This is a genomic window from Peteryoungia algae (assembly GCF_030369675.1).
Lineage (GTDB): Bacteria > Pseudomonadota > Alphaproteobacteria > Rhizobiales > Rhizobiaceae > Allorhizobium > Allorhizobium algae.
In genome coordinates, this window is record NZ_CP128477.1 from 2,750,209 (window position 1) to 2,765,000 (window position 14,792).

At 56.9% G+C, this 14,792-nt stretch carries 11 protein-coding genes, 1 tRNA gene and 2 rRNA genes (1 of these 14 running past the window's edge); 7 read left to right on the forward strand and 7 right to left on the reverse strand.

The window, feature by feature from the left end; translation table 11 throughout:
- Window positions 1–4: 4 nt before the first annotated feature.
- The 4 genes from QTL56_RS13060 to QTL56_RS13075 all read right to left on the reverse strand — a co-directional run bounded on the left by QTL56_RS13060 (window position 5) and on the right by QTL56_RS13075 (window position 3,323).
- Window positions 5–1,138 (reverse strand): RHE_PE00001 family protein, encoded by a 1,134-nt coding sequence (locus tag QTL56_RS13060; RefSeq protein ID WP_245137961.1) that lies wholly within the window; start codon window positions 1,136–1,138, stop codon window positions 5–7.
- 269 nt (window positions 1,139–1,407) lie between these two features.
- Complete coding sequence (locus QTL56_RS13065; RefSeq protein ID WP_245137960.1) at window positions 1,408–2,193, reverse strand: hypothetical protein; 786 nt, start codon at window positions 2,191–2,193, stop codon at window positions 1,408–1,410.
- Window positions 2,153–2,737 carry a hypothetical protein gene (locus tag QTL56_RS13070; protein WP_245137959.1) on the reverse strand — a complete coding sequence of 195 codons (585 nt, stop codon included), beginning with the start codon at window positions 2,735–2,737 and terminating at the stop codon, window positions 2,153–2,155. Before QTL56_RS13070 ends, QTL56_RS13065 begins: the two co-directional genes overlap by 41 nt.
- Before the next feature lie 94 nt (window positions 2,738–2,831).
- Complete coding sequence (locus QTL56_RS13075; RefSeq protein ID WP_245137958.1) at window positions 2,832–3,323, reverse strand: hypothetical protein; 492 nt, start codon at window positions 3,321–3,323, stop codon at window positions 2,832–2,834.
- A 569-nt stretch (window positions 3,324–3,892) separates the two neighbouring features.
- Between QTL56_RS13075 and QTL56_RS13080 the strand changes: the two genes are divergently transcribed.
- The 7 genes from QTL56_RS13080 to QTL56_RS13110 all read left to right on the forward strand — a co-directional run bounded on the left by QTL56_RS13080 (window position 3,893) and on the right by QTL56_RS13110 (window position 11,832).
- Window positions 3,893–4,789, forward strand: a complete 897-nt coding sequence (locus tag QTL56_RS13080; protein WP_245137957.1) for a hypothetical protein — start codon at window positions 3,893–3,895, stop codon at window positions 4,787–4,789.
- A 68-nt stretch (window positions 4,790–4,857) separates the two neighbouring features.
- Window positions 4,858–5,358 (forward strand): hypothetical protein, encoded by a 501-nt coding sequence (locus tag QTL56_RS13085; protein ID WP_245137956.1) that lies wholly within the window; start codon window positions 4,858–4,860, stop codon window positions 5,356–5,358.
- A complete protein-coding gene (locus QTL56_RS13090) occupies window positions 5,348–7,261 on the forward strand; it encodes an AAA family ATPase (protein WP_245137955.1) in 1,914 nt (637 codons plus the stop codon). The genes QTL56_RS13085 and QTL56_RS13090 overlap by 11 nt, the downstream gene beginning before the upstream one ends.
- A gap of 82 nt (window positions 7,262–7,343) precedes the next feature.
- Window positions 7,344–8,018: an FtsH/Yme1/Tma family ATP-dependent metallopeptidase gene (locus tag QTL56_RS13095; RefSeq protein WP_245137954.1), complete on the forward strand. Its 675-nt coding sequence runs from the start codon at window positions 7,344–7,346 to the stop codon at window positions 8,016–8,018.
- 433 nt (window positions 8,019–8,451) lie between these two features.
- Window positions 8,452–9,255 (forward strand): hypothetical protein, encoded by an 804-nt coding sequence (locus QTL56_RS13100; RefSeq protein WP_245137953.1) that lies wholly within the window; start codon window positions 8,452–8,454, stop codon window positions 9,253–9,255.
- A gap of 185 nt (window positions 9,256–9,440) precedes the next feature.
- A complete protein-coding gene (locus QTL56_RS13105) occupies window positions 9,441–9,779 on the forward strand; it encodes a hypothetical protein (protein WP_245137952.1) in 339 nt (112 codons plus the stop codon).
- Between the two features lie 184 nt (window positions 9,780–9,963).
- Window positions 9,964–11,832 carry a recombinase family protein gene (locus tag QTL56_RS13110; RefSeq protein ID WP_245138030.1) on the forward strand — a complete coding sequence of 623 codons (1,869 nt, stop codon included), beginning with the start codon at window positions 9,964–9,966 and terminating at the stop codon, window positions 11,830–11,832.
- Here QTL56_RS13110 and QTL56_RS13115 read toward each other — a convergent pair.
- The 3 genes from QTL56_RS13115 to QTL56_RS13125 form a co-directional block, all read right to left on the reverse strand.
- Window positions 11,789–11,865: transfer RNA gene (locus tag QTL56_RS13115), tRNA-Met, on the reverse strand. The two genes, QTL56_RS13110 and QTL56_RS13115, sit on opposite strands and share 44 nt — an antisense overlap.
- A 219-nt stretch (window positions 11,866–12,084) precedes the next feature.
- Window positions 12,085–12,199 (reverse strand): 5S ribosomal RNA (gene rrf / locus QTL56_RS13120).
- 140 nt (window positions 12,200–12,339) lie between these two features.
- Window positions 12,340–14,792 (reverse strand): 23S ribosomal RNA (locus QTL56_RS13125) (it continues 341 nt past the right edge of the window).

Genomic DNA, 14,792 nt, shown 5'->3' on the forward strand with positions numbered 1-14,792 from the left:
CTGGCTAAAGCACACCCCACGCTCGAAACCTCCCCCTCCCCGTCATCTCCCTCAACCCCAGTTCCTGCACGATCCGCCGCGCGCCTCGAGGCGTCACCTCAAGTGTCTTCGCCACCATGTCGGCCGAGATCAACGGCCGCGATATGACGAGCTCCACGAGCTCCGGCAGCCTGGATGACGTTCGCCGCCCCTCCAGTTTGCGCATCATCATCTGCCGCGCCAGCACCAGCCGGTCATGCTCCTTCAGCCCTGTCTCGGCGGCAATGATCAGCGCTCGACTTATCGCCAGTAACCGCGTCTCGCGATCACGATGCCGGCGCCGATCGACGGGGATGGCTTTCAGCCCGAGATTGATCGCCGCGAGATGCCCGCTTGTGGTAACGCCGCCCTCGCGCAGTACCGAGGCGGAAAGCAGTCGACCGAGCCAGGGCGCATGCTGCAGGACGGCAATCTCATTCCAGGCATCGAGCGCCACGATCGCTTGGCAGACCGGCGGCAAATCCTGGGCCCGCGCCAACACGGCTTGCCACTCCGCCAGCCGCTCGTCCTCATCCCAGTCGAGGTCATAGACGAATGGATCCTTGTCCGGAACGTTCTTGGCGAGACCCGGCTTCTTCGCCTCTTCGATCGCGGCCCCGGACCGGGCGAGCACCGCATCGATCGCGGCAAACGCATCACCCAGACCGTCGGCATCAGGATCTTCGGCCTCCCCTAACCCAGCCCCAGTGCCGCCCACTTCAACATTGCCATCAGGCAGCCCCTCCCCATCTCCACCCAATGATGCCGCGGGCCACGCCCGCCCGCGCAGCGACGCGAGGCCTTGAGCAGAGAGTGCCCAGGCCGGGGGATGGGAGGCGATGCGACGGCGGGTTTTCAGGATGTCGCGGGCGATCGTCAGTTCGTGAGTGGGGGCGCGGATGTCCCGGAGCGCGTCATGCAGGACGAGGTCTTCGAGATGGACGAGTTCGCCATCGACCCAGAGTGAGGCATGCGCGTCGAGGAAATGCGCGCGCTCCAGAAAGCCCTCACCGACGGCGGAACGGGCAATGCGCTCATCGAGACGGGCGAGCGCGACGGCGGCCTCGGAGATCGGCCGCAGCAGGCTCTGGATGGGTAATTTACCGAGATCGTAAGACATTGAAATTATGGTAAATGTTTCGTTAAGAGAAATCTATAGCGGTAGTAAAGTTCCTAACCTAATAGAATGCTCCAGGCCACGCCTGGCCGCCGATAAGTAACCCTTATCGAAACACAGAAATATATTCGGATAAAATTCGAACAATAATTAATAAATAACGGTTGTTAGATGAACTTTACTAAAATACCTCTGAAATTTATTCAAAAGTCAATCGGGCTTCGATTTTTATATAAAACCGAAACCCGACACCATATCTCCCCATTGGCGCATCATCGGACCGGCTGGAAGGGATCAAACACTCCGACTTCGTTGTTTCTGTCCGGAAGCGCAGTCATCGAGCAATCAAAATCATTCTCGAAGGCACTCGCCATGAAGGTGCCAGTCCAGCATCCACCTTGGGTATCGAAACAGCTGATGCGCCATTTTTCGTCCGGATCGGACACTAATGGAGAAGCATCCTCAATCAGCGATGTTAGGGGGCGTTCGCCGAACCCAGCTTGACCGCCAATCCTCCTCGATACCATTTTCCAGTCATATTGGCGGCGGGTGATCCCAAACGCGTGCCGAAAAGGGATGTAGCGGCGCGCACCGTCACCGTACTCGATCATTGTGATATCACCAGCAAATTCGGTTCCTGACGGCCCTACCACGAGCTCACCCACTGTCGCGATGGCTCTAGTAGACATAACCTTCGAGAAGTAGCGTCGAAAACCTTTGAGGCAGCTCTCCGCAAACGCGTCGAAGATTAGGCGCTGTCGACGGAGTAACTGTTCATGCTCCTCACGGCTATCTGGATCCACAATGTACCATCTCGCAAGCTCGGTGCTTACGATGGCAACACGTTGTTCTGACTGAGTCGGCATGAGCTGCAGATCGAGACCTTGAGCAAGTTTCGTCTTGATCAAATCGGTGAGGGTCAGATTTGTAAAAGGATGGGTTGAATTCATTTCAGTTCCTTTTTGAATATAGGTGGAGATCGTTCGTTTCGCTGTACGCAAACGGTAAGCGAGCATCTCAGTGAAGGGTGATGGGGGTGGAGGCTGGCGCAGCCTCATCAATGTCGCCGGAAACCCGAACGATCTTCACCTGGTCCCCGTCGCACGCCCACGTGTATCCGGGGGGCATGCGCAATAGCAGCGCAACATCCTCAGTTGTCAGATTTAAGTGCTGTCGCAAGCCGGAAAAGGTCGCAGCGGATTGGGCTTGTACGGCTTCATCTTTGCATATGTCGCCTCCTCTCTTAAGCGTGCGCAAGAGCACGTCACCTAGAGGGCCTGCATGGAAAGCAAACAGTTGACGATGATCGACAACCGCGATCCAGTGGTCTGGGATCAAGCGATTTTTGCCTTTGAACTTCCGCGATTTTGGCGGCTTGCTCGTGACTACTATCCGCAAAGGGGTGACCCACTCCTCTGCACAAAGCGGATCACTCGAAGAGCTAAGCGGAACGAGTTCATGGACACCCTCCTGCAACTCGATCAATCCATGTAAGCTGTTAAGAGAACGGGCGACGAGCTCACCGGCGTCATACGTGTGATCAGTGATCAAGGTTGTGGTGATGATTTTGCCGTCTTGGACAATTGATAGATATTGAGACATGCGAATACTCCTTAAGACCCGCGTGAGCGCGTGATCCTGCGATGGTTTTGGGGATGGAAGTGATTGTTTGGTCGGACAGAAAGCTGATGAACGCCTAGACCTGATGCAGCGCTCTCAAGTCCTGATCTTGAAAGGTGCCGATTGAGACGCCATAGCGATCTACTGACGGCCCATCATTCGCTTGATACGTCGCCAGAGGCATTACTAGAACGTCAAGGGATTCAATCGCGGCGCCATTGTCGTTGCAGTAGGCAGAGTAGGCAGATGCCATGCGGCGCAATATGGCATCACACTCGTCCAGGGTCTCACCGCGACATCTATCAAATTGTGCCATGCAGACTTGGGACGTGCGGGTTACGAGGACGAAACTGCATGTCAAACCGTCTGTTATGATCCGACATGCGTGCCGCATGATGGCCAAAGCCTCATAGCGATCGCTGAACGCAAGTGCTGGAATATCGGCAAGATCATCGAGATCAATTGCGGGAGATATGGCGGCTTGGTTGATCATCTGGATCAACTGAAGCGCGTTTGGATCACGCGCCGCACGTGCATCCAGTGAAAGATTAAGGGGATGGCGAGACATTTGAGGTTTCCGAAGTGGAGATGTATTCATGCTTCGGCGGATTTCGACCGCCGTCAACGCCGGGCCAGAAAGAATTTTACAAAATATTGTTATTACGTATTTTTTTCTCAAAAACGTCAAACCGCAGACATTGGCAATCTCGCCGAACGATACGGCGCTCGACTCGAACGAATGATCGGAGAGCAGCCAATTTTACTCTACCAATGATCGAAACAACAATTAAACATATGCGAAGAACGGCCATATCCTCGAACCATCGGTTAACCATGTTTAGAGAAGAACGTCGTCTTGGAATTGCCTGATCAGACTTGTCGGGCTATAGGTACCCGGCGTGGCGAGTACGCCCCGCAATAGCGGCTTCCACCGGTGCTGGACACACCAAGTGGAAGCCTAACCCTCAACCTTCTTCCGAAAGGCCTCGGGCTATCATGTGTAATATCCAATCTTCTGTGGCGGGCAAGTCTCGTCAGCGCTCTCCTGTTTATCGATCTAAACCTCAGCGCACCAAATCCTCGCCCATCGCGGCGGCGACTGCCATTCTTGGCTACTGATCAAACAGGACATTTCCCATGCAAGATATTCATTTCGGGTTATACGCCGACACGCCTCCGCACGCCTTGACTACAGCGCCCGAAGCTGTTGCTAAGCTGATCGAGAAGGCCATTGCTGCAACGATGACACCCGAGATAGCGCGATCCGCAGTCGAAGGTCATGCTGAGAGCCTGGCATCTTTGGGACGAATCATCGCTGTCCAGGAAGGACATCTGCTAGAAGCTGTCATCATAGCCCTTGCCTCGACGCATCCCTCGAGGGTGACACTGACCGACCTCCGCCTACCGGTCCTTCCCGCTGCGGTCGAGGTCATCAAGCGCAATCGTCGCAAGCTCTATGAAGGAATAAGCTTTGAGGCGCATTCCAACCCCTCCGCAGGAACGTACCATCCCGACTTAGTCGTCGTTGACGCCACTGGCCGCTGCGCGGTCATCATCGACGTGAAGCGGAGCCTATCTGGTTACCTCGGTGGGAGCAAACTGCTGGAACTACAGCAGCGAATGACGGCCTCCGGATTGGTGTTGCCCGATGTACTCTGGCGCGACCATCAAAGGCTGGCTGTCGAGACCGTCGGTACAGCCATAGTCGACGGATCAAAGACTTCGACTGATGTGTCTGATGGAGTGTGGCCTCTGTCTCGCCTCGATGACCTACTGCAGATAGAGGGTGCGGCCCAGCTGGCTATTGATAGCATGGAGGCCTTCCGCTGCGGCCTACGTAAGCAGTGGCAAGCGGCGATCGCAGAGGCAGCAGCCAAGTCAGCGCAACCTTCGGAGGGTGCAGTGGCAGCCACCCAAGCACACCCATCGCAGCAGCGCATTATAGATGTGCCCGCAAGGCGACGCGGCCGTCCCCCCAAAGCTCGGCCGCCAATTCAGGTCGGCGTCCTTGGGCCCGGTTTGCGACCGCACTAAGCGGCGCACATCACTTTTCATCCTATCAGATTTGCTGGACGCAATCCGGCCACGGAAGAGCTTTTGCTATGATTCACCCTGTCATTGATTTCCAGGTTCACCGCTTACGTCGCCAATACGGCACGATGAGGCTTCGCTACTCCAACTCGCCCACAAGCTTGCACCAATCGCCCTCGGCTAAGGACAGCAACGGAGCGCTATCCAACGACACCACCGCGCTCGTCACGGCACTCGTGCTCAGGATCGCCAGACGGCGCGGGCGCTCACTCAACGCGCTGCCGGGCACAGTCCGTGACGCCCTGTGCGACTTGGTAGCGCAGAACGACCCCACTGCACGCTTGCTGTTTCAGTGGCTTGATCGTGAGCCGGACACCGACGAGGCGATCTTGCAGGCGGCGCTCCTACCTGATAGATGGCGCGGCACGTCGCACATTGGGAGCAGACCTACACGGGTTTATCGCCATCACCGTTTCTGGCAGCCAGATAGTCCGCGTCTCGCCGAGCTTGACCGTCGTCGGCTTTCAAAGCTGCAGTGGCTGCTGGAAGAGGAGATGCGCCATGACCGCTGATCGCCTCGACCGCTACCTGCTTGGCCGCCTCAACCGCCGATCCCGACGGATCGCATATCGGGCGGCAGTCGCGGCCGATATCCTACGCGCGCACCAGCGCGCCATCGGGATGCATACGGTTACCATTTATGCGCCTGGGGCAAGGGCTGTGCCATTGACCGGAGCTATCACTGCAGACCGACGCACTCTGCTTCGGGTTCTATCAAGCGATGCATTGCTGCCTGTCTTGCTACCGGTGACAGTCCGCAGACATGACATCGACCTAATCATCGAGGATATCGTCGGCGACATCGACGCATCTGTGACCGGCGCTGAGACTGAGGCGACTCCCGCGGAAGCCGTAGAACGGTCGCAACTCCGCGACGATCGTGGAGATCATGGTCAATACCTAAAGCAGCTTGCCAGCCTCTTGCGAGCAGTCGCACATCCGCCAGCAATCACCGAGACGGTCATTGTCCTCAGCATTGTTGAGGCCGTGAGGCGATCACATCTGACAGCCGCCCAGGTCCTTCAGATCCTGTCCAGACCGGCTGCGGTCGTGCTTCTGCGCGTCCCTACCCGCGGATTTGAGCAAGCTCTCGGGCTGATGATCGAGCATGGCGTCATTGGGCCCGCCATGCGCCTGCGGGATGGCGGAGGCGGATACTCTCTGAGCAGGCGCGTACACTCCGGTCAGGAATCACACGATCAGACCACGCTGATTACTTTCCGAAACGGTGAAGTTATAAACCAGAGCAGTGAGAATCGACGCCAATTGTTGGCCAAGGCACTCTCCACCGGGAGACCCGTTCTGGTGGCTGCCGAGGACGAAGAGGTGTGGCCTGATCGCGTGACATCAAGCGCGGACCTGATCCTCGATGCGCCAAAAATCGATTGGCAGCTCCTCAGCCACGCAATCGAGATCACGACAGGGCACTCACGCGTCGCCGTGGAAGAGGCCGCCCGGGACTACACGATCGATATGTGCAGTCTCGGTCTCGATGATCTCGCACTGGCGATCAAGCCCGGACGCACCATTAGCAACGTCCTCAGCCGACTGGAAAGTTTTGCGCAAGAGCATGCTGACGTCCAGCGCGACGACGAAGGAGCCGGGTCCGCCAAGCAGACTGCTGCTAGCGGGGAGCGAAGCCGAACCTCGAGCAGTTCAGAACGCAGCCGCCGTGCCGACAAAACGCTGTCGATGGATATCATCCAGCCAGCACAACGGCCAACAAAAGCAAAGGGCGAGCGAGTAGATGAACCGTATCTGTGCATTGAGCAACTCGCAGGTTATGGCGATGCTCGTCAGTGGGCAATCGATCTCAAAACAGATCTTAGCATCTGGCGTGCCAAAAAGCTGGCGTGGGCAGACATGAGCACCAAGCTACTGCTAAGTGGTCCGCCTGGGACCGGCAAAACAACGTATGCTCGGGCACTGTGCAACTCGCTGGCGATCCCGCTGATCGCAACCTCAGTCGGACACTGGCTGGAGCCGGGCTATCTCGGAGATGTGCTCAAGCGGATGACGGCCGTTTTTGACGCGGCCAGAGAGCATGCGCCGGTCATCCTGTTCGTCGACGAGATCGACGGGATTGGTCGACGAGACAGCGGTTCAGGGCGCAGCTACGATGACTATTGGATCGCAGTCATAAACAGGATGCTGGAACTCCTCGACGGCGCGGTGAGGTCAGAAGGCATCATCGTCGTCGGCGCGACCAATCGGCCCGGCGTAATCGATCCGGCAATCCGCCGGTCAGGGCGACTGGAGCGGCATATCGAGATCCCGCCTCCCGACATGACTGCGCTAGAAGGTATTTTCCGCCATCACCTCGGTGCAGATCTGGATGGGGTGCTAGCGAGTGCACACAAAGCTGGTTCAAAGCGGAGCAATCAGTCGCAGGGAGTGGCCTATGCTACACGTTGACCGAACTGGGAACAACAAACGCTGCCCCCGGCGCACTGATCGGCAGGCAGCCCTTCGCCACCTGGCTCTTGCAGCCCAAGGCATGACCGGCGCTGATATCGCACGTCTGATCCGGGACGCACGCGGGATTGCTCGTCGCGCAAAACGCAAGCTTCGCTACAGCGATGTTTTGGAGGTGCTCGATCGACAGATTGGCTCGGTGCCTCCAGATGTACGTTGGCGGATTTCAGTTCACGAGGCAGGCCATGCGGTGGCGTTCGCAACCCTCGGCATCGCAGAGGTCCAGTCGGTCACCACCGGTCGCGGTGACGGGGGTGCAACATCGGTTCGATGGCCTGAGGTGATGCCCCAGACTGAGCATGGTGTGATGCAGGTTATCACCTGCTATCTCGCAGGACGTGCAGCAGAGAGCCTCATCTTCAACGAGACGTTGATCGGTCACGGCGGCAGCGATGGTAGCGACCTTGAGATCGCAACCACAAACGCGGTTCGTCTTGAGACAGTGCTCGGATGCTCCGGGGATCTGCCTCTTGTTTACATGCCGAGTGAACGCCCACAACACGACCTTCGCTACGATCGGGGGCTTGCAGTGCGGGTCAACAAACGTCTCGAAGAAGCTCTAGGTACGGCGATGTCCATCGTCACCCGTCATCAAGACGCCTTGCTCCGCCTGGCCCGGGAGCTGGATCACCGCCGTTACCTAGACGGCGCGGCGGTACGGGACATCCTCGGGCGCGATGAGGGCAGATCTGTATGAACGCCGTTAGCGGCCTCCCCCGGGCGAATGGTCTAAGTTCGTCCGGGCCTCGTCTTGTGGTGTTTTAGATAGGGAGGGACGCGGATCAGTACATCTTGGTATGCTGGCAAAGCGGTATACCAGCAGGAAAGATCGTGAGACCGGTAAACTGCGTTCAGATACATTGCACATTACCGATTCCGATTTTGACACTATCGATTCAAACTGCAGCCCAGCCGATTCAGAAGCAAACGCCGTCTTCGCAATTGTCGAACTGCATGCCGCCTGTGCTGTCGTGGACCGCATCTTCCTTTGGGTCGATCTTGGACGCGAAGTTTCGGCATTTGTAGCAAACGCCGTGCGAGAGATGCCGCGATCAGGCCGGTCCGGTCATTGACGCCGACCAAAATCCGCCTGAGCCTAGATGCAGGTGCAACAAAGTAACCCAAAATCCATGACTATAGATAATCCGACAACGACACATACCAAGGTGGATGTGCCCCCCTCTCGCCTGCTCGCCAATTGCCACATCCCTCATGACGGCTCAGAGGCCTCGTCACCGACCGAAGCCGGGCAAACAGCGGCCCGCACATCAGCTTTCTGCACATCCTTTGTCAAGTTCGCCCCATCTGTCGCACTCGGTAGCCTCTACGTCAGCCAGCCGGTCTTTCACGGTAAAGCAATCGCGATTGAACTAAGTCAGGGAATGATCCGAGGCGCTATCGATTCCGTCACCGGCGATCAGAGGCGGTTAGAGCGCATTTGCGAGATCCACGCGTTAGAACTGCATCGCGCCTATACCACACTGACGACACGATACGGCGGCGATTGCATCAGGCTGGACGGCCGAATGGTGCAGCTGAATGCGGAGCTGCCGAGCTTCGTCGACATCCATCGCATCCTGCTCCTTGATCGGGGGCAGATCCTCTTCGAGCGGCCATATCAGGAGCAGATTTTCGAGGAAGACTACGGGCATGTCCCGCGCTTGGTCACGTCAATCAGATGTGTCGAGGAGACGGACAGACTGACTCAGGATTGGACCTCAGCAATGATCAGGGCGAACGTTCTCGACGACGCGGAACCTGTCCGTATTCAAGGTTTTTTGTGGCTGCCCTTCCGCGCTGACCGTTATCGACCGTCCGTTTTCAAGGAGTATGATCCGGCGCGTTTCTCAGAACTTGAGGCTTGTACGCTCAGCAGCGATCTGGTTCGCGGCAAGGTCGGCAATGTCGTCTACATCCGAGGGCTAGGTGACTGAGATGCTCGACGCACTATTTACACCCCCCACAGACAGTCGGGCTGCCGAGTGGGATCGCCGGGTCTGCGATTTCTGCTCACAAGCGATCTCCGTCTGTCGATCACACTCACTGCCAACGCCGTCTCCGATTCCACATTCGATATCTTCGATTCTCGGACGAACGCCGTTTGCGGGGGGAGGCTAAGATGGCGAGATCACGCACTCAGCGCCTGCGAGACCAGCGAGAGCGCCAGCAGACCTACCGCGATGAGCAGCGACGGCTCCGGCGACCGGGCCGCGACGACATCGCCCGCGTCGCCCTCCGATGGCTCATCCTCGGAACAGCCAAACTCGCCGAGCGGGAAGGCAATCCCGCGCGGATGAACAAGGTCGAGACCGATATCTTGGAAGCCTTGGTCGAGCAGGGCTTTGACAGGTCTGCCTCTGATGCAGCGCTTGGCGACCTCATCGACAGATACGTCGACGGCAAATGGGATTTCCGGCGCAAAGTGCATCTTGGGATCGGTCCCGAGCCGGACGAATGACCAGTCCCTTAAGTGGCCAAAGGCGATGCGGCAGGCAACTGGCGCATCGCAAACGCCGTCTGCAGTCTAAGTGCCCTATCCCCCCATTACTTCATAAAACGCCGTTTGCACCAGAATCGTGGGAAGCGGGCCCCTTGTGGCAGTAGGTGCCATTCACTAACTGGCGAGGATCATTGGGGGTACCATGACCGCAAAAAACGCCAAAACCGCTATTATCTACGCACGCTACTCGACGGATCGACAGACAGATGTGTCCATCGAGACCCAGGTCGAACTGTGTCAAAACTTCATCGCAGACCGTGGCTGGCAGTTGCTCGACACTTACTCTGACAGAGCGATCAGCGGCTCCAACTATCTGACCAGACCGGGCATCCAGCGCGTTCTGAACCGCATCAAGAGTAGCAAAGTGGATGTCGTTCTGTGCGTTACTGTCGACCGTGTCTCCCGCGACGCTGAGCACGGCAATGGATTCCTCAAGCGCCTTCGCTACAACAGCACCGAACTTTGGACGGTGCACGGCGGCTCTTCAGTCACCGACATTGAGATGGGCCTTCGCGCGACGCTGAGCCAGGAACTTGTCGAGCAAATTCGGTATAGGACGCGGGAGGGCATGAAGACCGCGGTCCGCCGAGGCAAGGCAACGACATGTCTTGCCTATGGGTACCGGATCAAACTCGAATATGATGCGCACGGAGAGCGCATTCCGGGTCTTCGCGAAGTCGACCCTGTACAAGCCGAGGTCGTACAGGAGATTTTCAGTTTATATGCCGACGGCGTATCTCCGAGTGCTATCGCAGTCGAACTGAACCGTAGAGGCATTCCGGGCCCGCGCGCGGCTGCGTGGCGTGACACCGCGATCCGTGGCCATGTGGACCGCGGGACCGGCATCCTGAACAATGAGCTCTACCTCGGCAGGGCTATATGGAACCGCCGCGAGTATCGTAAGAATCCGGACACGGAACGCAGGATCGCTCGCCATAACGATAGCCACGATTGGGTCGTAGACGAACGCCCGGAACTGCGCATTATCCCCGACGATCTTTGGTCCGCCGTCAAGCGGCGGCAGTTAGGCGTCCGCGGCGAGTTTGAACGGACACTCTCTAATCCCCTAAACCGCACTCACCGTCCGAGTTATCTCCTGAGTGGACTGCTCGAATGTGCCGAGTGCGGCGGACCTTATGCCGTCATGGCTACAGGTCGGTATGGCTGTACCAACCATAAAAAGAAGATCCCCCTGGATGTTCTTGGCGGAGCCTGTTGCAGCAATCACAAGACGATCCTCCGCAGGGAACTCGAGGACCGTATCCTCACATCCATCCCTGCCGCTTTAGTACACATGGACGTGTTTCGCCGGACCGTGGACAAGGTCCTGCAAAGTGAACTCGCGGAGCAGAAGACTGCAGCCCATCAAACCCAGGACATCGCCGCCGCTCTCGAGCGCAACAGGCGCGAGCAAGAAGGCATCGTCGCCCAGATGTCTCAACGAGCGGCTGAAGGCCGACGGCCCAACGCTGCCTTGGACGACCGGCTCGACAGGCTCGACGACGAACGGGAAGCACTGGAGCGGCAGCTGGCAAGCGCGCCATCGATGGATAAGCCCGTCAGCGATGCAGAACGCCTTGCAGCTCTACGCGACGAGATCAACGAAGACACAGTCCGCACCGTGATACACGCCATGCTTTACATGATGCGCGATCACGCTGATCCCCAGACCAAGCAACCGCTGATCGGCATCATCCGCCAGCTCATTCAGAAAGTGGTCATTGCCAGTACACCGGGCCGTCAACCGCCGGCACTGGAAGTGCATGGCCGCATTGCATCCATCCTCGCTGCCATGGAGACAGCACAAGTGATGGAAGCAAGGTTCAAGGCAATGGTGGACCAGGATGTGCTGGCGCGCCAGCTGTCCGGGGCACTCGACACGGAGGACAAAAAACAAAAGCTCCTCGCGGGTTACGCAGAGGAGCTTTCAAGGAAACGACTTGAATGGCAGCAGATTCAAGTCTCAGTGGTTGCGGGGGCAGGATTTGAACCTGCGGCCTTCAGGTTATGAGCCTGACGAGCTACCGGGCTGCTCCACCCCGCGTTACCAGCGTAAATCCCGGAGGGATTTATCGCGACAGAGCAAACTCGTAAGAGTTTGCGTCTCTACCGGTGCAAATCCGAGGGGATTTGCGCCCTTTTCGGCATTGTACCAAGCAAAAAGGACCGCTTTGAGCGGCCCTTGGATTTCGGCAGGGCCGAATGCGTGATTTGAGAAGATTTTCAGGTTCGTTTTTGAACCGGACAACATTGCCTTTAGCAGACCTGGCAGCGACCTACTCTCCCGCGTCTTGAGACGAAGTACCATTGGCGCTGGGGCGTTTCACGGCCGTGTTCGGAATGGGAACGGGTGCGGCCACCCCGCCATGACCACCAGGTCGGCTAAGGGCAATGTTGTTGAGAAGCTGGTGAGGTCGTCGCAAACCGCATGCGGTTTATCGCGAGAACCTCTTTTTGATGAACACGTATTTGGCATCATCGCCCGGTTTTTCCGGGCCGATGAGCATGGTCAATGAGAACGATCAAGCCAATCGGGCTATTAGTAACGGTAAGCTTCACTCATTACTGAGCTTCCACACCCGTCCTATCAACGTGGTAGTCTTCCACGGCCCTGATAGGGAATACTCGTTTTCAGGTTGGTTTCCCGCTTAGATGCCTTCAGCGGTTATCCATTCCATATATAGCTACCCTGCTATGCCGTTGGCACGACAACAGGTCCACCAGAGATATGTCCATCCCGGTCCTCTCGTACTAGGGACAGATCCTGTCAATATTCCTACACCCACGGCAGATAGGGACCGAACTGTCTCACGACGTTCTGAACCCAGCTCACGTACCGCTTTAATTGGCGAACAGCCAAACCCTTGGGACCTGCTCCAGCCCCAGGATGCGATGAGCCGACATCGAGGTGCCAAACAACCCCGTCGATATGGACTCTTGGGGGTCATCAGCCTGTTATCCCCGGCGTACCTTTATCCGTTGAGCGATGGCCCTTCCACACGGGACCACCGGATCACTATGACCGACTTTCGTCTCTGCTCGACTTGTCAGTCTCGCAGTCAGGCGGGCTTATGCCATTGCACTCGACGACCGATTTCCGACCGGTCTGAGCCCACCATCGCGCGCCTCCGTTACTCTTTCGGAGGCGACCGCCCCAGTCAAACTACCCACCATACACTGTCCCGGATCCGGATGACGGACCGCGGTTAGACATCCATGACGATAAGGGTGGTATTTCAAGGATGGCTCCACGGAAACTGGCGTCCCCGCTTCAAAGCCTACCACCTATCCTACACATGCCGACACGAATGCCAGTGTAAAGCTATAGTAAAGGTGCACGGGGTCTTTCCGTCTGACCGCAGGAACCCCGCATCTTCACGGGGAATTCAATTTCACTGAGTCTATGTTGGAGACAGCGGGGAAGTCGTTACGCCATTCGTGCAGGTCGGAACTTACCCGACAAGGAATTTCGCTACCTTAGGACCGTTATAGTTACGGCCGCCGTTTACTGGGGCTTCGATTCAAAGCTTGCACCTCTCCTCTTAACCTTCCAGCACCGGGCAGGCGTCAGACCCTATACGTCGTCTTGCGACTTCGCAGAGCCCTGTGTTTTTGATAAACAGTCGCTACCCCCTGGTCTGTGCCACCCCATCATACTTGCGTATAAAGGGGTCACGCTTCTTCCGAAGTTACGCGTGCAATTTGCCGAGTTCCTTCAACATAGTTCTCTCAAGCGCCTTGGTATACTCTACCTGACCACCTGTGTCGGTTTCGGGTACGGTCTATACGGTGGAGCTATTTCCTGGAACCGCTTCCCCGCCCAGACAATCCAATAAGTCTGAACGAGTTACGCAATCCGTCACTACCACCAGGCCCACGAATATTAACGTGGTTCCCATCGACTACGCATTTCTGCCTCGCCTTAGGGGCCGGCTAACCCTGCTCAGATTAACTTTAAGCAGGAACCCTTGGTCTTTCGGCGAGGGGTCTCTCACCCCTTTATCGTTACTCATGTCAACATTCGCACTTCCGATACCTCCAGGGCCCCTCACGGGTACCCCTTCACAGGCTTACGGAACGCTCCGCTACCACGTGGATAAATCCACATCCTCAGCTTCGGTGCATGGCTTTAGCCCCGTTACATTTTCGGCGCAAAGACCCTTATTTAGACCAGTGAGCTGTTACGCTTTCTTTAAATGATGGCTGCTTCTAAGCCAACATCCTGGTTGTTTTGGGATCCTCACATCCTTTCCCACTTAGCCATGACTTGGGGACCTTAGCTGGAGGTCAGGGTTGTTGCCCTCTTCACGACGGACGTTAGCACCCGCCGTGTGTCTGCCGACTAGTACTCCCAGGTATTCGGAGTTTGGTTAGGATCAGTAAGACGGTGAGTCCCCATAGCCCATCCAGTGCTCTACCCCTGGGGTATTCGGTCGACGCTCTACCTAAATAGATTTCGCGGAGAACCAGCTATCTCCGAGTTTGATTGGCCTTTCACCCCTAGCCACAAGTCATCCTGATCTATTGCAACAGATATGGGTTCGGCCCTCCAGTTGGTGTTACCCAACCTTCAGCCTGCTCATGGCTAGATCACTCGGTTTCGGGTCTAATGCAACTAACTAAATCGCCCTATTCAGACTCGCTTTCGCTGCGCCTACACCTACCGGCTTAAGCTTGCTAGTTACACTAAGTCGTTGACCCATTATACAAAAGGTACGCCGTCAGGCTTGCGCCCTCCGACTGCTTGTAGGCATCCGGTTTCAGGTTCTATTTCACTCCCCTTGTCGGGGTGCTTTTCACCTTTCCCTCACGGTACTTGTTCGCTATCGGTCATGCACGAGTACTTAGGCTTGGAGAGTGGTCTCCCCATGTTCAGACAGGATTTCACGTGTCCCGCCTTACTCTAGGACAATGAGTGTTCTACGCGTACGGGGCTGTCACCCACTACGGCCGACCTTTCCAGATCATTCC